General features: G+C 71.2%; 21 protein-coding genes. 13 read left to right on the top strand and 8 right to left on the bottom strand.

The genetic code is table 11. The features are described 5' to 3' along the window. The first annotated feature begins 10 nt into the window (after nt 1-10). The 3 genes from ACP4J3_RS04005 to ACP4J3_RS03995 all read left to right on the top strand — a co-directional run bounded on the left by ACP4J3_RS04005 (nt 11) and on the right by ACP4J3_RS03995 (nt 2151). Nucleotides 11-613, top strand: coding sequence for a nitroreductase family protein (locus tag ACP4J3_RS04005; RefSeq protein WP_426530424.1), 603 nt, complete (start codon nt 11-13; stop codon nt 611-613). A 154-nt stretch (nt 614-767) separates the two neighbouring features. Continuing rightward, entirely contained in the window at nt 768-1412 is a 645-nt protein-coding gene (locus ACP4J3_RS04000) for a DUF7019 family protein (protein ID WP_426530422.1), read from the top strand. A 25-nt stretch (nt 1413-1437) separates the two neighbouring features. Beyond that, nucleotides 1438-2151 carry a hypothetical protein gene (locus ACP4J3_RS03995; protein WP_426530421.1) on the top strand — a complete coding sequence of 238 codons (714 nt, stop codon included), beginning with the start codon at nt 1438-1440 and terminating at the stop codon, nt 2149-2151. A gap of 9 nt (nt 2152-2160) precedes the next feature. Here ACP4J3_RS03995 and ACP4J3_RS03990 read toward each other — a convergent pair whose 3' ends face one another. The 4 genes from ACP4J3_RS03990 to ACP4J3_RS03975 form a co-directional block, all read right to left on the bottom strand. Beyond that, the gene (locus ACP4J3_RS03990; RefSeq protein WP_426530419.1) at nt 2161-3456 is read right to left on the bottom strand and encodes a protein kinase domain-containing protein; all 1296 of its coding nucleotides are present in this window, start codon (nt 3454-3456) and stop codon (nt 2161-2163) included. Beyond that, entirely contained in the window at nt 3453-7043 is a 3591-nt protein-coding gene (locus ACP4J3_RS03985) for a WD40 repeat domain-containing serine/threonine protein kinase (protein WP_426530417.1), read from the bottom strand. The genes ACP4J3_RS03990 and ACP4J3_RS03985 overlap by 4 nt, the downstream gene beginning before the upstream one ends. Before the next feature lie 63 nt (nt 7044-7106). Beyond that, nucleotides 7107-7913: an endonuclease I family protein gene (locus tag ACP4J3_RS03980; protein ID WP_426530415.1), complete on the bottom strand. Its 807-nt coding sequence runs from the start codon at nt 7911-7913 to the stop codon at nt 7107-7109. 134 nt (nt 7914-8047) lie between these two features. After that, nucleotides 8048-8377, bottom strand: coding sequence for a hypothetical protein (locus ACP4J3_RS03975; protein WP_426530413.1), 330 nt, complete (start codon nt 8375-8377; stop codon nt 8048-8050). 126 nt (nt 8378-8503) lie between these two features. On the opposite strand from ACP4J3_RS03975, the gene ACP4J3_RS03970 reads away from it, so the two are divergent. After that, nucleotides 8504-9241, top strand: coding sequence for a DUF899 domain-containing protein (locus ACP4J3_RS03970; RefSeq protein WP_426530411.1), 738 nt, complete (start codon nt 8504-8506; stop codon nt 9239-9241). Here ACP4J3_RS03970 and ACP4J3_RS03965 read toward each other — a convergent pair. Both ACP4J3_RS03965 and ACP4J3_RS03960 read right to left on the bottom strand, forming a co-directional pair. Continuing rightward, nucleotides 9238-9459, bottom strand: a complete 222-nt coding sequence (locus ACP4J3_RS03965) for a DUF397 domain-containing protein (protein ID WP_426530409.1) — start codon at nt 9457-9459, stop codon at nt 9238-9240. The genes ACP4J3_RS03970 and ACP4J3_RS03965 overlap by 4 nt on opposite strands. Beyond that, a complete protein-coding gene (locus ACP4J3_RS03960; RefSeq protein WP_426530407.1) occupies nt 9452-10246 on the bottom strand; it encodes a helix-turn-helix domain-containing protein in 795 nt (264 codons plus the stop codon). The genes ACP4J3_RS03965 and ACP4J3_RS03960 overlap by 8 nt, the downstream gene beginning before the upstream one ends. Before the next feature lie 132 nt (nt 10247-10378). Here ACP4J3_RS03960 and ACP4J3_RS03955 point away from each other — a divergent pair, with 132 nt between their 5' ends. From ACP4J3_RS03955 to ACP4J3_RS03925, 7 genes are all read left to right on the top strand, one after another. Beyond that, nucleotides 10379-10552 carry a hypothetical protein gene (locus ACP4J3_RS03955; protein ID WP_426530405.1) on the top strand — a complete coding sequence of 58 codons (174 nt, stop codon included), beginning with the start codon at nt 10379-10381 and terminating at the stop codon, nt 10550-10552. A gap of 8 nt (nt 10553-10560) precedes the next feature. Further along, nucleotides 10561-10821, top strand: coding sequence for a hypothetical protein (locus ACP4J3_RS03950; protein WP_426530403.1), 261 nt, complete (start codon nt 10561-10563; stop codon nt 10819-10821). 94 nt (nt 10822-10915) lie between these two features. After that, the gene (locus ACP4J3_RS03945; protein WP_426530401.1) at nt 10916-11797 is read left to right on the top strand and encodes a serine hydrolase; all 882 of its coding nucleotides are present in this window, start codon (nt 10916-10918) and stop codon (nt 11795-11797) included. Nucleotides 11798-11857: 60 nt separating this feature from the next. Further along, nucleotides 11858-12901, top strand: coding sequence for an esterase-like activity of phytase family protein (locus ACP4J3_RS03940; RefSeq protein WP_426530399.1), 1044 nt, complete (start codon nt 11858-11860; stop codon nt 12899-12901). An 88-nt stretch (nt 12902-12989) separates the two neighbouring features. Continuing rightward, entirely contained in the window at nt 12990-16694 is a 3705-nt protein-coding gene (locus ACP4J3_RS03935) for an ABC transporter ATP-binding protein (RefSeq protein ID WP_426530397.1), read from the top strand. 107 nt (nt 16695-16801) lie between these two features. Next, on the top strand, nt 16802-16948 hold the full coding sequence (locus ACP4J3_RS03930) for a hypothetical protein (RefSeq protein WP_426530395.1): 147 nt from the start codon (nt 16802-16804) through the stop codon (nt 16946-16948). A 93-nt stretch (nt 16949-17041) separates the two neighbouring features. After that, nucleotides 17042-17434, top strand: coding sequence for a hypothetical protein (locus ACP4J3_RS03925; protein ID WP_426530905.1), 393 nt, complete (start codon nt 17042-17044; stop codon nt 17432-17434). Between the two features lie 28 nt (nt 17435-17462). Here the strand turns inward: ACP4J3_RS03925 and ACP4J3_RS03920 are convergent, their stop codons facing one another. Both ACP4J3_RS03920 and ACP4J3_RS03915 read right to left on the bottom strand, forming a co-directional pair. Next, nucleotides 17463-18116: a hypothetical protein gene (locus tag ACP4J3_RS03920; protein WP_426530393.1), complete on the bottom strand. Its 654-nt coding sequence runs from the start codon at nt 18114-18116 to the stop codon at nt 17463-17465. Nucleotides 18117-18247: 131 nt separating this feature from the next. Beyond that, nucleotides 18248-20119, bottom strand: coding sequence for a glycoside hydrolase family 3 protein (locus tag ACP4J3_RS03915; protein WP_426530391.1), 1872 nt, complete (start codon nt 20117-20119; stop codon nt 18248-18250). 406 nt (nt 20120-20525) lie between these two features. On the opposite strand from ACP4J3_RS03915, the gene aroA reads away from it, so the two are divergent. Both aroA and ACP4J3_RS03905 read left to right on the top strand, forming a co-directional pair. Then, the gene (gene aroA, locus ACP4J3_RS03910) at nt 20526-21797 is read left to right on the top strand and encodes a 3-phosphoshikimate 1-carboxyvinyltransferase (RefSeq protein ID WP_426530389.1); all 1272 of its coding nucleotides are present in this window, start codon (nt 20526-20528) and stop codon (nt 21795-21797) included. Further along, nucleotides 21794-22375, top strand: coding sequence for an RBBP9/YdeN family alpha/beta hydrolase (locus ACP4J3_RS03905; RefSeq protein ID WP_426530387.1), 582 nt, complete (start codon nt 21794-21796; stop codon nt 22373-22375). Before aroA ends, ACP4J3_RS03905 begins: the two co-directional genes overlap by 4 nt. Nucleotides 22376-22584 lie beyond the last annotated feature (209 nt).

The raw sequence follows: 22584 nt of genomic DNA, 5'->3' as shown, positions 1-22584 counted from the left end.
ATTTTGAGGCATGGAATTCTCCGAGGTGGTCCGTCGTCGCCGGATGGTTCGGCACTACTCCGACAAGCCGCTGGAGCCGGAGGTGGTGGAGCGGGTCATCGCCTCCGCGCTGCGGGCGCCTTCGGCAGGGTTCTCGCAAGGGTGGGCGTTCCTCGTGCTGACCGACCCCGCCGACCGGGCTCGTTTCTGGCCGTTCGTGCCCACCCGGGTCGAGAACACGCCGACCATGCAGGACGCTCCGCTGGTCGTGGTGCCCCTGGCGCACAAGGCGGCCTACCTGGCGCGCTACGCGGAGCCCGACAAGGGGTGGGAGGACCGGGCCGAGTCGCGGTGGCCCGCCCCGTACTGGTACATCGACACGGGGATGGCCGCGCTGCTGATGCTGCTGACTGCGGTTGACGAAGGGCTGGGTGCCTGCTTCTTCGGGATCATGCCCGAGCATCTGGGGCCGTTCCGCGCCGAGTTCGGGATTCCCGACGAGTACGACCCCATCGGCGGGATCACGGTCGGCTACCGGGCCGACGATCTGCCGCCGCAGGGTGCGCATGTCGCGGAGCGCCGGCGTGGGGCGGAGGAGGTCGTCCATCGCGGGCACTGGGGTGGGCGGGGCTGAAACGCATTGAACAGCAGGTGCCGGCGAAGGCGCTGTCCGAGTCCGGGCCCTCGATGGTCGTACTTCCGGCGGTGCTGCGGATGTTCGCGCCGACACATCTTGATGGGGAACGGGGGTAGCCTCCGGGCGAGCCGTCTTGCCGGAGGGAGCGGGTGTGGCCGTCCGCTATTACCTGTACATCAGTGACGCCAAGGTCGACATGCTGCTCTCGCAGATCGATCCGGCGTACTCGCGCAAGCGCGTCACCGAATTCAGCGTCGGCGTGACGATGGCGGGGGCGAAGCGCACCATCGAGGCCGCCGACACCGATCGCGTCACGCGTCTGGAGCGTGTGGTGCGTCACCTGGAGGACCACGCCGACCTCGGCACCGTGGACGAACCGGGGCAGTACGTTCAGGGCGTGATGCCCATGCAGTGGAGCGCACTCGGCGATGGCGCGGGCGACACGGTCTACTTCGGCGGCCGCACCGAGCGGACGGTCGTGGGGGTGGGCGGATCGACCGGCCATGTCCTGGGAACCATCGCGGGCGAGCCGCCACAGGGCATGCCGCTGAGCGCCTCGACGCCGCCCGTGCTGCTCGACCGGCTGGCCGCGCTCACCGAGCAGGACGGCATCCCCGACCCCGACGCCCTGGCCACGGTCGTCAAGGCCAATGCCGCGCTGCGTGGTCCGACGCAGACCGTGGAATTCGTGGCCAAGCGGATGCTGTACGGCACCCACCCGTACCCGGAGTTGTCCCTTCAGGGCGACATGGCGGTCCTGCTGGCCAGCCCGCTGTATGTCGCGCTCGTGGACTGAACGGAACTGAACGGAGGTGACCGCGATGGGGGGCACCACGTCGGAGCGGATCCTGTCGGCCTGCGACGCCATGACGCAACTGGCGCTGCACCCGCTGACGTTGGACATCGACACGTCGGGGGCGCGGATCACGGCGGTGATGGACGAGTACGCGCTCCGCAGACGCAGCCGGGGGCCCTACACCCCGGACAATCTGCCGCCCGAGACGGTGCAGATGATCGAACGGGCCGCGATGCGCCTGCTGATGAAGGCGGAGCGCCCGGACTTCACCATCGAGGGCGGCGGGCGGTGGCCCGCCCTCCTGATGACGCTGCCGGACTGCCGGGTCCAGGTGCGTTACGTGGTGCCCGAGGACGCCCCGCCCGTCTACCAGCCGGACCCGGGAAACGTGACGCTGGGCGGCGACATACGGATCGCCCTCAAGTACCTGGCCGAGTCGCTGCGCCAGGCCGCCGGAAGGTTCCGGGGCGAGCCGCCCGTCACCGTGGCACTGAGCTACCCGGACGATCCCGGCTACGAGAAGAACGTCGCGGGGCTCTCGGCCGAGTTCCGCGATGTCATCCCGCCGGTCCTCGCCGCCCTCGAAGTCGACCGGAGCCGCTGCTCCCGCAAGGAACGGGCCGCACACGACGACGCCCTGCGCGCCCTCGCCTACGATGACCAGCGCGTCGAGCCACTGGGCCGTGCCGGCTTCACCACCCGCATCGGCACGGCCCGCCTCCAGGACAGCGGTACCTGATCCCGATGGCTATCCGGCGGTCTCCCGCAGCGCCCGCGCCAGCTCCCGCGCCGTGCGGACGGCGATCGCCGGGGTGTCCACCAGCGCCTCGTCCACGACCCGCGCCAGGCCGGGCGGGACCGACGGGTCGCGGTCCATGACCGGCACGACCGGCTCGCGCAGGGCGATCGCGACCGGGTCCCGGTCCGGCGGGAAGTCGCGCGGTGTCGCACCGGTGAGCAGCCAGTACAGGCAGGCCGCCGTCGCCCACACGTCCACCTCGGGGCCGGCGTACTTGTAGTCGAGCAACTGCGCGCGCGGCGTGAACGGGATCGTGCCGCCCATGGCCCCGGTCCTGGTGTGCCCGGAGAGCCCCGCGAGTTCGAACGCCTTGGCCAGGCCGAAGTCCGCCAGCTTGACCTGCTGCCGACCGTCGGCTCCCGGCGCGCCCAGCAGGATGTTGGCGGGCTTCACGTCGCGGTGCACCAGGCCGCGGGTCACGGTGGCTGTCGCGGGCGCGGTCGTCCCGGACGTGGACGGACAGGACGTCCGGCGCGTCCCGGGGATCGGTGCCCGGTGGGCGTGGTCCAGGGCGGAGAGCACCTGGTGCACGATCGGCAGGGCCTCGCCGGCCGGCACCCGGCCGCCGTGCCGGGCGGCCAGCTGTTCGAGGGTGCCGCCCGGGCAGTACTCGTATGCGAGGAAGAACCGGTCGTGCCGGTCGCCGCTGTCGCGGACCTCGACGATATTGGGGTGGCGCAGGGCCCGGATGGTGGCCAGCTCGCGGCGGAGGGCGAAGCGCGCGCTCTCGTCCACCGGCCCCGTCACCAGGATCCTCTTGAGCGCGACGAGTTCACCGGAGCCCCGACGCCGGGCCAGGTGGACGACGCTCTGGGAACCACGGCCGAGCTCGCGCAGGATGTCGTAGCCGTCGGCGCCGGCGTCGGGGTCGTCGTGGTCGTCGTCGTGTACGTGGCGGTCGTCGTGTCCGTCGTTCCGTGGCCGGACACGCTCCGGCGCCGTGGTGATCCGCAGGCGGACGCTCCCGATGCGGATCTTGTCCCCGGAAGCGACCTGGTGCTCGGTGAGGCGGTCCAGCCGTCTGCCGTTGACGTGGGTGCCGTAGCTGCTGCCCAGGTCGCGCAGCAGGACGCGGGGCGGGTCGATGTCCAGGCGGCAGTGGCGGCGGGACACGGTGCGATGGTGGTCGTCGATGCGGATGGCGCACTGTTCCGAGCGGCCCACCTCGCAGGTGGTGCGCTCGCGGTAGGCGTACGACCTCTCCTCGGCGCCCGCGATCACGAAGACCGTCACCTGCGCGGTCACCGGGTCTCCGCGGTGCCGTCGCCCGCCGTGAAGTCGTAGTCCCAGTCCAGCTCCCACAGGCGGATCGCGGGGCGGGCGTCGGCCGACACCGCGTTGCGGCCATCGGCCGTGAAGAGGACCGTCGTGACGGTCGACGGGTGCGGTTCGAGGACGTGCACACACCTTCCCGTACGGGCGTCCCAGAGGCGCGGTACCTTGTCGAAACCGGCCGTCAGCACGTAACGGCCGTCGGGACTCAGATCGAACACCTCGCTGAGCACCGGGAGTTCGCACACCGTACGCCCGGTCCCGGTCTCCCAGACGTCGACCGTGTCCAGCCCGCGGGTCACGGCGACACGGCCGTCGGCGCTCAATGCCAGTGGCTCGGGGTAGCTCTGCCTCGTGCATACCTGCCGCAGTGTCCGCACGTCCCAGACCGTCACTCCGTCGTCGCTGGTGGCGAAGAGGCGGCCGCCGGCCGCGTCGAATCTCAGGGTGGGCAGAAAGCTCCCGGGGAAGCGCAGCAGGGGCGTTCCGGTGGCCGTCCGCCAGAGAACGGCTGCCCGGTCATCGCTGCCGGCCGACGCGGCGTACTTTCCGTCGTCGCTCAGCCGGACGGTCCTGACGGGACCGTCGTGTGCCAGCATCGTCCGGATCCGGTGGGGTGCGGTCCCGGGGTCCAGCCGCCACAGGCAGAGCGCCCCGTTGTCGTCGCCGACCAGCGCGTGCCGCCCGGACCGGTCCACCGAGACGCACCTGACCCGCCCCTGGTCCCCGGACAGCTCGCCCCGTCGGGTTCCGGACGTGAGGTCCCAGATGTGCGCGGTGCCCGACCAGTCGGCCGTCACGGCGAGGCGGCCCTCGTCGGCGAGCAGGATCGTGTGGGGCTTGCCCGCCCGTTCGGGGAAGGCGTGCGGCCCCTGCCCCGTCTGCAGTTCCCAGACCCGTACGAACCCGTCGGTGCCGCCGGTGACCATCAGTTCCGCGTCGGGGGTCAGCGCCAGGGTGACGCGCTGAGTGAAGGTGAAGGTGCCGCCGCGCATGTCGTAACGGAGCCACAGCCCCAGCAGCCCGGTCCTGTCGCCTCCGGCCCGGCGTCCCAGCTCGGCCCAGATCTCGCGCAGTTCCGGGTGGCGCTCGTATCCGGGGACGGCGCGCGCAGCCCGCACCTGGGCGGCGGCCTCGGCCGTCCTGCCCTCCTCGGCCAACCGCGCCGCCCGTTCGACCAGGCGCGAGACCTGAGTCTCACCGTCGTCGAGGGCGGCCGCACCGCGGGGCCGGGCGTAGCTCCAGCCCGCGCGGAAGCCGAGCGGTGGCAGGTGGTGGACCCGGATGCCGCCCTGGTTGTCGCCCAGGACCGCGATCCGGCCGTCCCCGCTGATGGCCACGCACCGCTGCTCAACGAGCGCCATGGCTTCACGGGCGGGCCGGGTGCCCATCGTGCGCAGGCACCGGCCCGAGTCCGTCTCCCACACCCGCAGCTGCTGGCGGTAGCTCCCGCGCGGGACCGAGACGGCGATTCGGCCGTCGGCGCTCACCGCGACCATCTGGTGCGGATTCAGCTCGGTGGGCACGGTGCTCAGGGTCCGGTCGTCCCGCGGCTCCCAGATGTGCATCGTCCGCGACGAGCCGTTCACGAGCAGGGCGTACGTGCCGTCGGCGCCCGGCGCGACCACATTGATGCCGGTGAGATACCCGTCCTTGGACCTCACCAGCTGGTGGCGGGGTCGACCGGGCCCGACGTCCCACACGACGAGGCTCCCGTCGCGCGGTGCGGCGGTGATGACGAGATCGGCACCCTCGGTGATCGCGACGACATGCACCGGGGCGGGCCGGTAGTGCACCTCCGGGTCCACCCGGCCGGTGAGCGGGTTGCCCTTCTGGTACGGCGTGGCCGGATGGGTGAGGTCCCGTAACAGCCGTCCGGTGCGCGTGTCCCACACCTGGAACCGCCCGTCGTCACACGCCACCACGCCAGTGCCGGAGCGGTTCACCGCGACCGCGGTGGCGCACGACGCGGGAGCGGGGAGTTCGCGCAGCAGCACCTGCCGAGTCAGGTCCCACACCTCGACGGGGCCCTCGCCACGAGCCACCAGCGCGATGGCGCCGTCCCCGCAGACGGCGATGCCGGTGACGGCGGCCGGCGCGGCGTCCGACCGCGGGCCGAGCTCTGCCCGGCAGCGCTGCTCGGCGGGCTCCCACACCAGCAGGCGCCCGTCCTCGCCCCCGCTGACCGCCACCCGGCCGGTGGCATCCACGGCCAGGGCCGTCACGGCACCGCGGTGGCCGGTCAGCCGGGCCGGCTCCGGAAGTCGCGCGCGGCGCGCCAACTCGGAGCGGGCCATCGCCACTTCGGGTACGTCCGGGGCGGCGGCCAGCAGCTCCCGGGCCGCCTCGTCGGCACCGCGCTCCACATGGACGAGCCCGAGCAGGTGGTTCGCCTGCCGGCGCTCGCCTTCCAGGTTCCGGGCCGTACCGAGCTGCGCCAGCACCTCCTCGTCGGAGAGCCGACCCTGCCGCCAGCGGTAGACGGCCCAGTTGTAGACGGTGGACGGATGGTGCGGGTCGATGCCTGCGGCCCGGCGCCACAGCTCCTCCGCCTCGTCCGCCCGGTCCAGGTCGAGGAGCGAGAGCGCCCGGTTGGACAGCCCGTCGGTGAGCAGCCCGGGACCCTGCGGAGGGAGGCGCGGATACGGTGTGCCGACGACGTCCGCGTAGATGTCCGCCACCGCCGAGGCCAGCTCGCCGAGGTGTTGCGGACGCTTCACCGGCTCGGTCGCGAAACACTTCCGCAGCACATCCGCCAGCGCGGCCGGCATCGGGCATGCTTGCGGCAGCCGTCCCTCCCGCAACGCCGCGAGGACCTCCGGCGCGGCCTGTCCGTGCCGCCAGTGCCTGCCGCCGGTGAACATCTCCAGCACGCACAGCGCCCACGACCAGACGTCGGTCGCGCGAGTGAGCCGGACCCGCGCACCGACCGCGGCGTGCGCCTGCTCCGGCGAGCAGTACTCGGGAGTCAGCCCGCCGTAGCTCACCCCCGGCGGCCCGGCGGTGTGTTCCCCCGGGGTGGCGAGGGCCCGGGCGATCCCGAAGTCGGTGACCTTGGCCGTCCAGCCGTCGGCGACGTCGATCATGACGTTGGCCGGTTTGACATCCTGGTGGACCAGTTCCTCCTGGTGCGCGTGGTGAATGCCCCAGGCGGTCTGCACCGCCAGATCCAGCACGCGGGCACAGGAACCGCCACCGCCGTCGTCACCGCCGCCGTCGCCCGCGTACAGCCGCCCGTCCCGGATGAGATCCCCGAGCGAGCCGCCGTCGACCCACTCGGCGAACACGCACGGATGATCGTCGATGCGGCGGACGTACACGCAGTTGACGACGTTCGGATGCGGTCCGAGCCCGACCCATGTCCCCGCCTCCTGCTCGAACCGGGCGCGCCGGACGGCCGTGCCCGTCCTTTCGGGCCTGGGTACCTTGACCGCGAGATCCATGTTCCAGTGGCGGTGCCGGACCCGGTACACCAGACCCATGCCGCCGCTTTCGATGACGTCGCGCACCTCGTAGAGGCCGAGAAGCAATGCCCCACGCCGCCAGCCCACTGGTGTCATGGGACAAACGTGGCGTGGGGCAAGGGATTTGACAACCGGGACCACGATCCCCGGCCGGGGGTGCTACCAGATCGCCTCGACCCACTCCGGGTGGTCGATGAACGGGTTGCGGTTGTGCTGGTAGCTGTCGTAGATGACCTCGTTGCGGCGCTCCTCGAAGGCGTCCGGCGGGTCCTCGTCGTTCCACTGCTTGAGGACGGAGAGGCGGCCGTGGAACGGTGAACTGCCGTTGCTCACCGAGTCGTTGGGCTCCAGGTCGGCGAAGGCGTCGTCGCCCTCGTAGCGGACGGCCATGTAGAGGATCATGCGGGCCACGTCGCCCTTGACGGCGTCGCGCGGCTCGAAGGAGTTGGAGTCGGTCAGGCTGCCGCCGGAGTTGGTGAAGCCGCTGCCGCCGTTGTCGAAGTCCTTGTTGCCGCGGATGCTGTTGACCTGGACGTCCTCGGGGCGCAGGTGGTGCAGGTCGGTGCCGGGGCCGGTGGCGGTGCCGAAGTCGCCGTGGGACTTGGCCCACACATGCTCGCGGTTCCAGTCGCCGACGTCGCCGCCGTTGAGGGACTTGCTGCGGGAGATGCCGCTGTAGAGCAGCTTCACGTTGCTGCTGTTGTTCGGGTCCTGGTCGGTGACCTTCAGGGCGTTCCAGACGGCCGAGTACGAGATCTTGGTCTGGTCGCTGATGATCGTGTGCAGCGAGTTCTTCAGTGCCGTACCGGTCTTGCCGATCGCGTCGGCGTAGTACGTGTCGTCGTACTCCGTCGTCGTCGCGGCGGCCGGGGTCGCCGTCAGCGCGGGGGTGAGACCGACCAGGACGGCTGCCGTCGCCAGCGCGACCGACTTCCAGCGGGGGTGGCGTATGTGTGTCGCCGGCATGTGGGGTTCCCATCTGCGCGAGGATCTACGCGGGTTGAACGGAGGCGGCAAACGGGAGCGTGGCATGGACATGCGGTCGTGTCGAGGGCTTGTGGGTGTCCATTGGGTGACGGGGAGCGGCAAACCGGGCACGGCTACGCGAGTTGACACGCCGAAAGTCGTCGGGTGACGTCCGACGGGTGCAGGCGGTAGACGGTGGATTGGTCGTTCTGGGAGGACTGGTCGTCCTGGGAGGAGCTGTCCGAGGCCGAGCCGTACTCGCTCGCCTTCACCGCCGTCCCGTTCTTCTGCACCCACTCGGTGACCTCGGTGCTGACGCTGCTGCCTCCTCCTCCGGGGCCGCCGCCCATGCCGCCGTCACCGATCTGGATGTAGTGCAGCTCGCCCTCCGCGCTCTGCGAACTGGACACCACCCGCAGCCACTTGGCGCCGTCCTGGCCGCCCTGCTGCGCACCACCCGGCATCTGACTGCCACCAAAGCCGCCTCGGCCCTCACTCCCACCAGGCCCCCCACCAGGCCTTCCGCCGAGAGAATTCCTCGCCGCGCGCGTACGGTGGACGTATGACCTCCCTACAGGAGGGATAGGACGATGCCCGAGCACAGGGTCGGTACACAGGAAGAGTTCGACGCGGCCCGAGCGGAGCTGCTCGCGCAGGAGAAGGAACTGACCCGTCGAGGCGACGAGCTCGCCCGAAAGCGGCGGGAGCTTCCCTGGGTGCCGGTCGAGAAGGACTACGGCTTCGACACCGAGGACGGACCCAAGTCCCTCGCGGACCTCTTCGATGGGCGCTTGCAACTGCTCGTCTATCACTTCATGTTCGGCCCGCCGTACGACGCGGGCTGCCCGGTCTGCTCCTCGATCGCGGACACCCTCAGCCCCAACGCGGTCCATCTCAAGGCCCGTGACGTGACGCTGATCTGCTCCTCACGCGCGCCGCTCGACAAGCTCCTCGGCTACCGGCGGCGGATGGGCTGGAGCCTCGACTGGGTCTCCAGCGGCGGCAGCGACTTCCATCGCGACCTGGGGTTCGTCTACACCGCCGAGGAGTTGAAACCGTTCCTGGAGGGCGGCTACCCGGCGACCGTGCGGCAGATGGCGCAGGCGTGCGGCACGGACGTGGCGAGTTACGTCACCGAGGGGCCGGGGCTGAGCGCCTACGCGCTCGCGGACGGCACCGTGTACCGGACGTACGTCACCACCGCGCGCGGCCTGGAACCCGCCATGGCCTACTACGGCCTCCTCGACCGGGCGCCGCTCGGCCGCCATGAGGAAGGCGAGCAGATGCACTGGCTGCGGCGCCATGATGAGTACGACGACAAGGGCTAAGAGCCGAGTTCGCCGCCTTTGACCGCCGTGACGAAGGACGACCAACCGGATGCCGGGAAGAGCAGCGCCGGGCCGTTCGGGGTCTTGGAGTCGCGGACGGGTATGCCGGAGGGGTGGTTGTCGAGGACTTCGAGGCAGCTATCGGCGTTGGGGCCGCTGTAGGACGACTTGCGCCAGCCGCTCAGTATGGCCGCGTTCGGGATGGTTCGGTCAGTCATGGTGCCCGTACTCCTTTCCAGTGGCCCTGAGTAGGGCCAATGAATCCTTCAGTGGCAGAGCGTCGCTCAGTGCGAGAGCGTAACGACTCTGCAACTGGCGGACCACGGACGGGGAGTCGTGCAGTTTCCCCATCTCCTGCCCCTCGGTGTACGCGAGAGGCGGCTGGTCCTCGAACCACATCAGCGTGAGCATGCTCCGCATGAGTGGATGGTGGCCTACACCAAACGGCATCACATGGACGCGGATGCGTCCAGTCTCGGCGAGACGAACGACGTGCATGATCTGCTCCGCCATGACGTCCTCACTGGCCACAGGGCGTCGCAGCACAGTCTCGTCCAGCAGTGCCCACACCATGGGTGTCACTGGGTCCTCGAGAATCTTCGCGCGTTCAAGGCGTGTGACAAGGCGCCTGTCACACTCCTCCTTGCTCACCGGAGGGAACACTGAGCCAAGAACCGTACTTGCGTACCTTTTCGTCTGGAGGATGCCTGGGAAGTACGCCAGGGCGAACTCGTGGATCATCACTGCCTGTTGTTCGAGTACGTGCACCGCCTCGAAGTAGTCGGCGACCGCCACGTCGTCCTGCGGTAGAAAAGTGCTCAGCACATCCCCCGTGCCCAGGGCCATGTCCAGCCGCCGCGCGTCCGCTTTCGATGGCACCCGACGCCCCGCTTCGATATGCGCGATGTGCGAACGCGTCATGAACGCCCGGTCGGCCAGCTCCCCCTGCGTCAGCCCTGCCGTCTCGCGCTGCTGCCTGAGCCAGTCACCGTATGTATTGCCCATGGCCAACTCCCTTGTGACGAATGCCTTGTCACACGCAACCCTCTGGCGAGGCTAGCCCGATCCGTCTCAGTCTGTGAGTGGATCGCTACAGAACGCGATACATCAAGTGGAGCTGGAAACGGAGTTCACGACATGCGTCACCGCATCGCCCGTCTCTTCGGGCGCCGATATTCGTCCGGTCCCGTCGGGCCGACCGTCCACCACACCGGCTCCCGGCCCTCGCGGGCGGTATGTCCGGCCGCCGTACTGGGTGTCGGTGTCGGGTCGGTCGGCCTGCCCGCGGTGATCGTAGGGGGCGCCAAGTGACGGGAGGCATGCGACTGCTGCCCTGGACCGGGGCCGAGGGCAAGCCCTGCTATGTCGTGGGCGACGGTGCCGGCACCGTCTCCCGCCTGGCCGACACCGTCGAGAGCGTGCAACTCGACATGGCCGACGGCCTCCTCGACCACGCCGCCGACATGCTCGCCGACCGTCGGGCGACGCCCGCGCAACTCCGGTTCCTGCTCGCCAGGATGAGCGAGGCGCTGACCGACGTCCGTCGCATCGCGGAGAGCCGGGGCGCGAGGGCGCGATAGCGGACAGGGCCGTCAACGCGTCGTCCGCCGTCATCACACCCATACCTCTGCCTGCTCGTACAACCTTTCCCTCCGCCTCACGAGTCAACAGGGCATGAATCACGGGAAATCGAGCGACAGGTCAAGAGGCGTTTCCAGACGTGCGAGAGCGCTCGTCGCGGCAGGTGTGGGCGCGGGCGTGCTCATATCGTCCGTCGCCGCCGCGACGCCCGCCCTCGCCGCCACCACACCCACCGTCAGCTGTACGTCCGCCAAGGCCGGCCTCGCCGACAAGCTGAAGAGGGACATCACCGCCGCCCTCACCAACCGCAGGGGCACCGTCGCGGTCGGCCTCTACGACCGTTCCACCAACACCACCTGCACGCTCCGGCCCGCCACCGCCCACGACTCCGCCAGCGTCGTCAAGGTCACCGTGCTGGCCACGCTGCTGTGGGACGCGAAGAAGCACAACCGGTACCTCACCGACCGTGAGGTCTCCCTCGCCAAGGCCATGATCACCAAGTCGGACAACGCGGCCACCAGCACGCTCTGGAGGCAGCTCGGCCTGACGAAGATCAAGGGCTTTCTCGCCGCCGCCGGCATGACGCAGACCAAGCCCGGCGCGAACGGCTACTGGGGCCTGACCCAGATCACCGTCACCGACGAGCAGAAGCTGCTCAAGCTCATCACCGCCAGGAACACGGTGCTCAGCGACAACTCCCGCGCCTACATCCTGAAGCTGATGGGCCAGGTCATCTCCTCGCAGCGCTGGGGCACGCCGTACGGAGTGCCGTCCGGCGTCTCCGTGGCCGTCAAGAACGGCTGGCTGCAGCGGGCCACCAACGGCTGGCGGGTGCACAGCGTCGGCGCGTTCAAGGGCGGGGGTCACGACTACATGATCACCGTCCTCACCCACGGCAACAGCACCATGAGCTACGGCGTCACGACCATTCAGGGCGTCGCCAAGGTCATCCACCGGGACCTGGCCGCAAGCTGACCCTCCGACCCGTAACGCCGTGGCCCACCTCGCGTCACCCATCCGCCCTACGGTGACCCCATGCGCCTGAGAACCGTACTCGCCACCGCCGCCGCGACCCTGGTGGCGGCCACCTGCCTGACCGCCACCGGGTCCGCCAACGCCGCGCGGAACAACGCCTGTTCGCCCACCGTCTCCATCGACCGCTTCTCCGACGCGCTCGACAAGACGACGTACGACGGCACCTTCGTCGGCAACCTCTCCGCGCTCGCCGTGGACCACCACCGCCGCGGATCCCTCTTGGCCCTCTCCGACCGGTCCGCCCTGTTCCGCCTCGACGGCAGGACCCTCGCGCCGAACGCCGTCGTCCCCCTCGCCGACGAGAGCGGCGCCGCCCTCGACACGGAGGGGCTCGTCATCGACCGGGACGGCACCCGGCTGATCTCCTCCGAGACCGAGCCCTCCGTGCGCCGCTACTCCCGCGACGGCCGGATCCTCGACCGGCTCCCCGTGCCGGACGCGCTCAAGGTCGCCCCGGCGGGCCGTGCCGTCTCCAACGGCACCTTCGAGGGGCTGACCCTGCTCCCCGGCGGCCGTACCCTGCTCGCCTCGATGGAGTACGCCCTGGCAGGCGACAGCTCCGACATCGTCCGTTTCCAGACCTGGAATCGCACCAAACACGGCCGCTTCACGCTCGGACCCCAGTACGCCTACCGAGCCGACGCCGGCCTCGGCGTCCCCGAGGTCCAGGCGACCCCCGACGGCCGCCTCCTCGTCCTGGAGCGCGGCTGGACCTCCGGCGTCGGCAACACCGTCCGCCTCTACCTGGCCGACCCGCGTCGCGCGACGGACACGAGCGGGATCGAGAATCTGACGGGTCAGGACGGCGTACGTCTGGTCAAGAAGACCCTCCTCGCGGACATCGCCGCCTGCCCCTCCCTCGGCGCCACCGCCAAGCAGCCCCAGCCGAACCCGCTCCTCGACAACATCGAAGGCATGGCGATCACGGGGTACTCGAAGGGCCGCAAGGACCGCAAGGGCCACCTGAGGGTGCTGCTCGTCAGCGATGACAACCAGAACGACGTGCAGACGACGCGCTTCTACCACCTGCGCATTCGTGTCTGACCGGTCACAGGTTGTCGTGGAGGGATGAAATCCGGTTCCCCTCGCGTTGGTGCCTTCCGGCAGATCAGGACGAACGGAGGGCACCCGCGTGGCAGCGCAACGGGGATGGGCACGACGGCTGTGGGGCTACGCCTGGCGCTACCCCAAGGACGTGGTCCTCGCGCTCGGCTCCTCGCTCGCCGGCATGGCCGTCATGGCGCTCGTCCCGCTGATCACGAAAGTGATCATCGACGACGTCATCGGCGATCACACCCGCTCCATGACCGTCTGGGCGGGGCTGCTCATAGCCGCCGCGCTCGCCGTGTACGTCCTCACCTACATACGCCGCTACTACGGCGGCCGGCTCGCCCTCGACGTCCAGCACGACCTGCGGACCGAGATGTTCCGGACGATCACCGAGCTGGACGGGCGACGGCAGGACCAGCTGTCCACCGGGCAGGTCGTCGGACGCGCCACCAGCGACCTCCAGCTCATCCAGGGCCTGCTCTTCATGCTCCCGATGACCATCGGGAACTTCGCGCTCTTCCTGATCTCCCTGGTCGTGATGGCCTGGCTGTCCATCCCGCTCACCCTGGTCGCCCTCGCCGTGGCCCCCGCCCTGTGGTGGATCGCCAAGCGCAGCCGGACCAAGCTGCACCCCTCCACCTGGTACGCCCAGGCCCAGGCCGCCGCCGTCGCGGGCGTGGTCGACGGGGCCGTCAGCGGCGTACGCGTGGTGAAGGGGTTCGGGCAGGAGGCGCAGGAGACCGGGAAGCTGCGGGAGGTCAGCCGGCGGCTCTTCGCCGGGCGGCTGCGCACCATCCGGTTCAACTCCCGGTACACCCCGGCGCTCCAGGCCGTCCCGGCGCTCGGACAGGTCGCGATGCTCGCGCTCGGTGGGTGGCTGGCGGTGCGCGGGCACATCACGCTCGGTACGTTCGTCGCGTTCTCGACCTATCTCGCGCAGCTGGTCGGCCCGGTCCGGATGCTCGCCATGGTCCTCACGGTCGGACAGCAGGCCAGGGCCGGCACCGAGCGCGTCCTGGAGCTGATCGACACCGAGCCGTCGATCGAGGACGGCACCAAGACGCTGCCTGCCGACGCGCCCGCGACCGTCGAGTTCGACGACGTGTCCTTCGGGTACGACGACGAGCGTCCGGTTCTCGACGGGCTGAGCTTCGAGATCCGCCCGGGCGAGACCCTCGCGGTCGTCGGCTCCTCCGGCTCCGGCAAGTCCACCGTCTCCCTCCTCCTGCCGCGCTTCTACGACGTCACCCGCGGCGCCGTCCTGATCGGCGGCCACGACGTCCGCGAGCTGACCTTCGACTCGCTGCGGGCCGCGATCGGGCTGGTACCCGAGGACTCCTTCCTCTTCTCGGACACGGTCCGCAACAACATCGCGTACGGCCGCCCCGACGCCACCGAGGAGCAGATCCGCACCGCCGCCCGCGCCGCCCAGGCGGACCGCTTCATCGCCGAGCTGCCCGACGGCTACGACACCAAGGTCGGCGAGCAGGGCCTCACCCTCTCCGGCGGCCAGCGCCAGCGCATCGCGCTCGCCCGCGCCATCCTCACCGACCCCCGGCTGCTCGTCCTCGACGACGCGACCTCGGCGGTGGACGCGCGCGTCGAGCACGAGATCCACGAGGCGCTGAGGCACGTCATGGAGGGGCGTACGACCCTCCTCATCGCCCACCGGCGCTCCACCCTCAACCTCGCCGACCGCATCGCCGTCCTCGAGGCCGGCCGCCTCGCCGACATCGGCACCCACGAGGAGCTCCAGCAGCGCTCGGCCCGCTACCGCCGCCTGCTCACCGACCCCGACGAACTCGGCGGCGTCTCGCCCGGCCACGCCCAGCCGGCCTGCCCGCGGGAGGACACCTCCGTACGGGACGAACTCGACGCGGAGTTCGACGCCGAGCGCGGCCTGACCCCGCGGCTGTGGACCGGCGACCGGGAGCCGAGGGACCTGGCCCTGTCCGAGTCCCCGGCGACGCCCGAGCTGCTCGACCAGGTCGACGCGCTGCCCGCGGCGGCCGACACCCCCGACATCGACGAGGCGCGCGCGGTGCGCCCCGAGGAGTCGTACGGCCTGAAGCGGCTGCTGCGAGGCTTCGGGGTGCCGCTGCTGATCAGCCTCGGCCTGGTCGCCGTGGACGCCGGCATGGGGCTGCTGCTGCCGGTGCTGATCCGGCACGGCATCGACTCCGGCGTCACCCAGGCCGCCCTCGGCGCGGTCTGGGCGGCGTCCCTGCTGGCCCTCCTCGCGGTGACGGCCCAGTGGGTGGCGCAGATCGGCGAGACCCGGATGACCGGGCGGACGGGCGAGCGCGTGCTGTACTCCCTGCGCCTGAAGATCTTCGCCCAGCTCCAGCGGCTCGGACTCGACTACTACGAGCGGGAGCTGACCGGCCGGATCATGACGCGGATGACGACGGACGTCGACGCCCTGTCGACCTTCCTGCAGACCGGCCTGGTCACCGCCTTCGTCTCCGTCGTCACCTTCTTCGGCATCATGGTCGCCCTGCTGGTGATCGACCTCCAGCTCGCGCTCGTCGTCTTCGCGACGCTGCCGCCGCTGATCGTCGCCACGTACTACTTCCGCCGGGCCAGCGTGAAGGCGTACGAACTCGCCCGTGAGCGGGTGTCGGTGGTCAACGCCGACCTCCAGGAGTCGGTGTCCGGGCTGCGGATCGTGCAGGCCTTCCGGCGCGAGCGGGACGGCGGCGCGCGGTTCACGGAACGCAGCGACAGCTACCGCCGGGCCCGTGTCCGGGGCCAGTGGCTGATCTCGGTCTACTTCCCGTTCGTGCAGTTCCTGTCGTCGGCGGCCGTGGCGGCGGTGCTGATCGTGGGCGGCGGCCGGATCGAGGCCGCGACGCTGACGACCGGTGCGCTGGTGGCGTACCTGCTCTACATCGACCTGTTCTTCGCGCCGGTCCAGCAGCTCTCCCAGGTCTTCGACGGCTACCAGCAGGCCACGGTCTCGCTCGGCCGCATCCAGGAACTGCTCCGGGAGCCGACGTCGACGAAGGCGGCCGAGGAGCCGCGGGAGGTGCCGTCGCTGCGGGGCGAGGTCGCGTTCGAGGACGTGCACTTCAAGTACGGCGACGATGAAGAGGCGCTGTCCGGCATCGACCTGCGGATCCCCGCCGGGCAGACGGTCGCCTTCGTCGGCGAGACGGGCGCCGGCAAGTCGACGCTGGTCAAGCTGGTGGCCCGCTTCTACGACCCGACCGGCGGCCGGGTCACCGTCGACGGCGCGGACCTGCGCTCCCTGGACCTCACGTCCTACCGCCACCGGCTCGGCGTCGTCCCGCAGGAGGCGTACCTCTTCCAGGGCACCGTCCGCGACGCCATCGCCTACGGCCGGCCCGACGCCACGGACGCCGAGGTGGAGGCGGCGGCCCGGGCGGTCGGCGCCCACGAGATGATCGCGACCCTCGACGGCGGCTACCTCCACGAGGTCGCCGAGCGCGGCCGCAACCTCTCCGCCGGGCAGCGCCAGCTCATCGCGCTGGCCCGCGCCGAGCTGGTCGACCCCGACATCCTGCTCCTCGACGAGGCGACGGCCGCGCTGGACCTGGCCACGGAGGCCCAGGTCAACCAGGCGACGGACCGCCTCGCAGGCCGCCGTACGACGCTCGTGGTCGCCCACCGCCTGACGACGGCGGCCCGCGCGGACCGCGTCGTGGTGATGGACCACGGGCGGGTCGCGGAGGACGGCACGCATGAGGAGTTGCTGGCGCGGGGTGGGCGGTATGCCGGGCTGTGGCGGACATTCGTCGGGGAGGCCGAGGCTGCTGCTGCTTGATACCGGGGCAGCCGCGTGCCGGACGGAGTCCGGCCAGTCGCCCGAAGTATCGATATGCCGCTACCGCGGCGTGGCTGGGAGGCCCGCCAGGGCCGAGCAGTGCGAGGGTGACCGAGGGAGGTTCTGCCCACGGGCGGGTCGCGGAGGACGGCACGCACGAGGAGTTGCTGGCGCGGGGTGGGCGGTATGCCGGGCTGTGGCGGACCTTTCTCGGGCAGGCCGAGCCGGAGGAGCCGGTCGGGGCGGCGCGGTGAGGCCGTCTCCGTGAAGGTCGCGCAACCATCCGGCATACGTCCTGCGTCCGTACACCAGTACGCTCATCGCCCGTGTACGGGGAGGACAACACGGTGGACAGAGGTGGGATACGCCGACGACTGGCGGTCGGCCTGGCGCTGCTGACCGCGTCCGGAGTGCTCGCGGTGGCGGTCCCGGCGCAGGCGCACGCCGCCGCGCCCACGCGCTGTGAGGGGCGCAAGGTCAAGACGTACCCGTTCTCGACCGGCACCCTGTACGTCTACAAGCGGCGCGGCCACGTCTGTGTCATCACCGTGCCCAAGCGGCCCGGCCGCGAGCAGTGGATGAAGGCCAGCGTCCAGGCCTACCGGGCCCGGCCGGTGACCGACGAGGGCAAACGCACCCGCCGCGCCGGCCCGGTCACCGTGCACGCCGGACAGCGCTGTGTGTGGGTGAAGGGCCGGGTGGGGCGGGGGTCGGTGAGCAAGGGCTGGATCCTGTGCTGAGCGACTGCGTCCCTGGAGCACCGCCGCTTCACACCGGCCGGGCGCAGCCCACCGGCTTCTCGCTGCCCAGCTCGACGTAGAGGGCCGTCGACAGGGGGCACTTCGCCCGCTTGTCGACGGCCTTCGCCACCTTGTACTGAGGCTGGTGCTCGCCCTTGCCGTCGCACGACGTCTCGCGGACCTGGCCGTCGCCGGAGTGGTAGACACAGTCGCCGACGATGGTGCGGGGGCCGCCGCCACCGCCCGGATCGCCGGGGTGGGGCGGGGCGAGGTTGCGCATACAGGCGTAGCCCTGGGGGATCGCCCCGTCGCCGTCCTCGTCGGAGGTGCGGCTCTGTTCGCTGATGTGCAGCACGAAGTCCGTGGTCGCGGGGCACAGCGGCCCGTCGCCCACCTTGCCGGCGTGCCGCGCCACGACCCGCGCCGCGGCCCGCTCGCTGGTGCAGGACACCTCGGTGAAGCTCGTCGTACCGAAGGAACTGCACTCGTCGACGCCGAGGAAGACCGCGCCGTAACCGGCGGGCCGCGTCGGCCCCGTCACCTGCCGCCCGCTCTCCCCGGCGGCCTCCTCGACCCGCCCGTCCTCCCCCTCCGACCCCGACGCCCCCTGGCACCCCGTCAGCAACGCGACGAGCAGAACCAGCCACGCACAGGCCACCCCCACCGCACTCTTCCCACGCATCGCACTCCCCCCGGGTAACCCCGTCCAGCGTGGCCCGTGGCGGCAGGCGCACGCCAGACGTGTGGGGTCCTTTGCGTCGGTTGGGGGTGAGTGCGCCCGTTGTGTGGCGTACGGGGGCTACGTCCCAAGGATCAATGGGTTATACGGGACTGGCTTCTCCTGTACGACAAACCGTGGCCGATCGGGTACAGCACCCGCGTCGGGTCGTCCGCCCGCTGCACCGGAACCGGCAGTTTCCCGCGCGGTGACACCCGCCCGGCGATCACCCGTGCGGCCGCCCGCAGTTCGACGTCGGTCCAGGAGTAGGAGGCCAGACAGGCGCGGACGCCGGGCAGGTGCGCCACGTCGTAGGGGTTGCGGATCGCCACCGCCACCACCGGCCTCCCCGCCTCCGGCAACTGTTCGACCAGCGCCTTCTGCGCACTGCCCGCCGTGACGTTGTACGTCCCCACGACCACCGCGTCCGCCTCCCGCGCCGCCGCGACGGCACGGGCGATGGTGGCGGCGGAGGGCGCGGTGCCGGTCGACAGGGCGGTCGCCGTGAACCCCAGTTCGGTGAGGGCGGCGGCGAGTACGCCGGTCGGGGGTCCCGTCGTGCCGGAGGGGGAGGCCGGGTCGGCGCCGACGACCAGGATCCTGGGGTGGGTGCGGCGGGACAGCGGGAGCAGCGGGCCCTCGTTGACCAGCAGCGTCGTGGTCCGCTCGGCGATGCGGTCGGCGGTGGCGAGGTGGGACGGGGTGCCGACGCTCTTCCCGACCCCGCCCTGGCTGACGTACGGCTCCTCGAACAGCCGCAGCTTCGCCTTCAGCCGCAGGATGCGGAGGATGGACTCGTCGAGCCGCGCCTCGGTGAGTTCCCCGTCCTGTACGGCCTTCAGGACGGCGTGCCACGCGATGTCCAGGGACGGCGGGTTGAGGAGCTGGTCCACGCCCGCCTTGAGCGCGAGGACGGGGACGCGGTCGTCGCCGTACTTGGTGCGCACGCCCTCCATGCCGAGCGAGTCGGTGACGACCACCCCGTCGTAGCCCAGCTCCTCGCGCAGGATGCCGGTGAGGATGGGGCGGGAGAGGGTGGCCGGGTCGCCGGAGTCGTCGAGGGCCGGGACCATGATGTGCGCGGTCATGATCGAGTCGATGCCGGCGCGGACGGCGGCCCGGAACGGCGGGGCGTCCAACTGGTCCCACTGCTCGCGGGTGTGGGTGATGACCGGGAAGCCGTAGTGGCTGTCGACGGCCGTGTCACCGTGGCCCGGGAAGTGCTTGGCGGTGGCCGCGACCTGACGCCCGTGCTGGTATCCGGCCACCTCGGCGGCGACCATGCCGGCCACCGCGGCCGGCTCGGCACCGAAGGAGCGCACGCCGATGACCGGGTTGGCGGGGTTGACGTTCACGTCGGCGACGGGGGAGTAGTTCTGCCGGATGCCGAGCGCCCGGAGTTCCCGTCCGGCGATCCGGCCGAGGGTGCGGGCGTCGCCGCGCGAGCCGCCGGCGCCGATGGCCATGGCGCCCGGGAAGAGGGTGGCGGGCTCGCCGACGCGGCAGACGATGCCGTGCTCCTGGTCGGTGGAGACGAGCACGGGCAGGCCGCGGGGCTGGGCGAGGGAGGCGCGCTGGATGCCGTTGGAGAGGTCGGCGATCTGGTGCGGGTCGCGGGTGTTGTGGGCCCAGGTGAAGTAGATGATGCCGCCGACGCGGTACCTGGCGATCAGCTCGGCGGCCGTGCGGACGCCGAGCTCCTTCAGGTTGGCGTCGATGTCGGCCTGGTCGGGGGCGGTCGCGGAGTGGCCGTAGACCCGCGTCACGAAGAGCTGGCCGACCTTCTCCGGCAGGGTCATGCGGGCGATGAGGGCGCGCAGTTTCCGGTCGTCGGCAGTGGCCGCGCGGGCGGTGCCGCCGAGCGCCAGGGCGGTGGTGAGGCCCGCGCCGGCCGCGAGGACCGTGCGTCTGGCGGGTGGTGCGGTGTCTCCCGAGTGTCGTCTGCTTCCCGTGCTGGTGTCGGGCACGTGCGCTCCTTTCGGAGGTGGTGCACTGAAGGAAACTTCCGAGAAGTCACCAATAACCGGGAAGTTTCTGCCAGTCAAGGGAATGGACCGTAACCGAAGAGGGGCCGCCATCGGCGCAGTTGGAGGGGGGCGCGCCGATGACGGCGTGCTGCCGGCCGCGGTACGGCGGAGAGGGTGGTCAGCGATCGCAGCCAGCAGCGAGGGCCGACACCGCACCACGGTGACTCTCCGGCAGCATGCGGGTTGGACGAGTGGGGAGGGGGGCGGGTTCCCCGGGATGGCCGGAATCCGCGAAGTCGGTACGCCCGGGGCCGATGTGACGGGTGGGCAACGGACGAGGGTCCGGTACGGGTCCATCCCGTGGACGCCGTGGCATCGGCCCCGGCGCCGGGGCGATCATGAGGGCATGCCCGAAGTCGACATTCCCGGTTCCAAGTCCATCACCGCCCGCGCCCTGTTCCTGGCGGCCGCGGCCGACGGTGTCACCACCCTCGTACGGCCGCTGCGCTCGGACGACACCGAGGGCTTCGCCGAGGGCCTGACCCGGCTCGGCTACCGCGTCGGGCGGACCCCGGACACCTGGCAGGTCGACGGCCGCCCGCAGGGACCGGCGGTCGCGGAGGCGGACGTCCACTGCCGCGACGGCGCCACCACGGCCCGCTTCCTGCCGACGCTGGCCGCGGCCGGCCACGGCACCTACCGCTTCGACGCCTCGCCCCAGATGCGACGACGTCCACTGGCGCCTTTGAGTGCGGCCCTGCGTGACCTGGGCGTGGACCTGCGGCACGAGGAGAGGGAGGGCCACCATCCGCTGACGGTGGTGGCGGCCGGCGTCGAGGGCGGGGACGTGACGCTGGACGCGGGCCAGTCGTCCCAATACCTCACGGCCCTGCTCCTCCTCGGCCCGCTCACCCGCGAGGGCCTGCGGATCACCGTCACCGACCTGGTCTCGGCGCCGTACGTCGAGATCACGATCGCGATGATGCGGGCGTTCGGCGTGCAGGTGCGCAGGGACGGGGACGTCTTCCTGGTCCCGCCGGGCGGCTACCGCGCCACGACCTACGCCGTCGAGCCCGACGCCTCCACCGCGAGCTACTTCTTCGCCGCGGCCGCCGTCACGGGCGGCCAGGTGACGGTGCCGGGCCTGGGCGAAGGGGCGCTCCAGGGCGACCTGGGCTTCGTCGACGTACTGCGGCGGATGGGCGCGAACGTGACCGTGGGCCGGGAGGCGACGACGGTCCGCGGCACGGGCCGACTGCACGGCGTCACCGTCAACATGCGCGACATCTCCGACACCATGCCGACCCTGGCCGCCATCGCACCGTTCGCCTCGGGGCCGGTGCGGATCGAGGACGTGGCGAACACCCGGGTCAAGGAGTGCGACCGGCTGGAGGCCTGCGCGGAGAACCTGCGGAGGCTGGGGGTGGCGGTGACGACCGGCCCGGACTGGATCGAGATCCGGCCGGGGGTGCCCGCCTCGGACGGCGCGGAGATCAAGTCGTACGGCGACCACCGCATCGTGATGTCCTTCGCGGTGACCGGGCTGCGGGTGCCGGGAATCTCCTTCGACGACCCGGGGTGCGTACGGAAGACCTTTCCGGGCTTTCACGAGGAGTTCGGGGCGCTGCGGGCGCGGTTGGACGGGTTCCCGAGCGGTCCGGGACGATCGGCGTCATGACCGCCTACCTCATCCTCCACGGCTGGCAGAACCACCGCCCCGAGGGCCACTGGCAGCACTGGCTCGCCGACCGGCTCACCGAACTCGGCCACCAGGTCACCTATCCGCAGCTTCCGGACCCCGACGATCCCGAACTCGAGGTATGGCTCGCGGAGTTGGGCCGGCATCTGGCCGGGCTCGACGCCGGGGCGGAGCGGGTCGTGCTCGCGCACAGCCTGTCCGCCGTGCTGTGGCTGCACGCCGCGGCGCGGGGGATGCCGGGGCTCGGTGCCGTGGACCGGGTGCTGCTGGTCGCTCCGCCGTCGGGCGAGGTGCTCGCACGGCATCCGGAGGTCGCCCGATTCGCCCTGCGATCCCTGGAGTTCACGCTTCCCGGCCCCACCCGCCTGGTCGCCGGCGACGACGACCCGTACTGCCCGGAAGGCGCCCGCACCGTCTACGGCGACCCGCTCGCCCTCCCGACCGACATCCTCCCGGGCGCCGCCCACCTGGACCTGGACGCCGGGTACGGGCCGTGGCCCGCGGTGCTTGGGTGGTGCCTGGATCCGACTGCGCCGATCTTGGGCCGGCCGGTGTAGTTGGCTGGGGTGGGCTGGTGACTGGGTCCGATGGTGCGGATTGCGGCTCGTCGGGTCGGGTTGGTGGCTCGCTCCCGTCGTGCCGGTCGTGGCTCGTCGGGTCGGGTTGGTGGCTCGCTCCCGTGGTGCTGCTCGTGGCTCGTCGGGTCGGGTTGGTGGCTCGCTCCCGTGGTGCTGCTCGTGGCTCGTCGGGTCGGGTTGGTGGCTCG

The organism is Streptomyces sp. UG1 (genome assembly GCF_049974585.1).
Classification (GTDB): Bacteria; Actinomycetota; Actinomycetes; order Streptomycetales; family Streptomycetaceae; genus Streptomyces.
This window is presented reverse-complemented; position numbering and strand designations above follow the sequence as displayed.

Excerpts from the sequence above, each read along its gene's own strand:
- ACP4J3_RS04005 (WP_426530424.1), top strand. The coding sequence starts at position 11 with ATGGAATTCTCCGAGGTGGTCCGTCGTCGCCGGATGGTTCGGCACTAC.
- ACP4J3_RS03995 (WP_426530421.1), top strand. The coding sequence starts at position 1,438 with ATGGGGGGCACCACGTCGGAGCGGATCCTGTCGGCCTGCGACGCCATG.
- ACP4J3_RS03985 (WP_426530417.1), bottom strand. The coding sequence starts at position 7,043 with ATGACACCAGTGGGCTGGCGGCGTGGGGCATTGCTTCTCGGCCTCTAC.
- ACP4J3_RS03980 (WP_426530415.1), bottom strand. The coding sequence starts at position 7,913 with ATGCCGGCGACACACATACGCCACCCCCGCTGGAAGTCGGTCGCGCTG.
- ACP4J3_RS03975 (WP_426530413.1), bottom strand. The coding sequence starts at position 8,377 with ATGCCGGGTGGTGCGCAGCAGGGCGGCCAGGACGGCGCCAAGTGGCTG.
- ACP4J3_RS03970 (WP_426530411.1), top strand. The coding sequence starts at position 8,504 with ATGCCCGAGCACAGGGTCGGTACACAGGAAGAGTTCGACGCGGCCCGA.
- ACP4J3_RS03965 (WP_426530409.1), bottom strand. The coding sequence starts at position 9,459 with ATGACTGACCGAACCATCCCGAACGCGGCCATACTGAGCGGCTGGCGC.
- ACP4J3_RS03960 (WP_426530407.1), bottom strand. The coding sequence starts at position 10,246 with ATGGGCAATACATACGGTGACTGGCTCAGGCAGCAGCGCGAGACGGCA.
- ACP4J3_RS03955 (WP_426530405.1), top strand. The coding sequence starts at position 10,379 with ATGCGTCACCGCATCGCCCGTCTCTTCGGGCGCCGATATTCGTCCGGT.
- ACP4J3_RS03950 (WP_426530403.1), top strand. The coding sequence starts at position 10,561 with ATGCGACTGCTGCCCTGGACCGGGGCCGAGGGCAAGCCCTGCTATGTC.
- ACP4J3_RS03945 (WP_426530401.1), top strand. The coding sequence starts at position 10,916 with ATGAATCACGGGAAATCGAGCGACAGGTCAAGAGGCGTTTCCAGACGT.
- ACP4J3_RS03940 (WP_426530399.1), top strand. The coding sequence starts at position 11,858 with ATGCGCCTGAGAACCGTACTCGCCACCGCCGCCGCGACCCTGGTGGCG.
- ACP4J3_RS03920 (WP_426530393.1), bottom strand. The coding sequence starts at position 18,116 with ATGCGTGGGAAGAGTGCGGTGGGGGTGGCCTGTGCGTGGCTGGTTCTG.
- aroA (WP_426530389.1), top strand. The coding sequence starts at position 20,526 with ATGCCCGAAGTCGACATTCCCGGTTCCAAGTCCATCACCGCCCGCGCC.
- ACP4J3_RS03905 (WP_426530387.1), top strand. The coding sequence starts at position 21,794 with ATGACCGCCTACCTCATCCTCCACGGCTGGCAGAACCACCGCCCCGAG.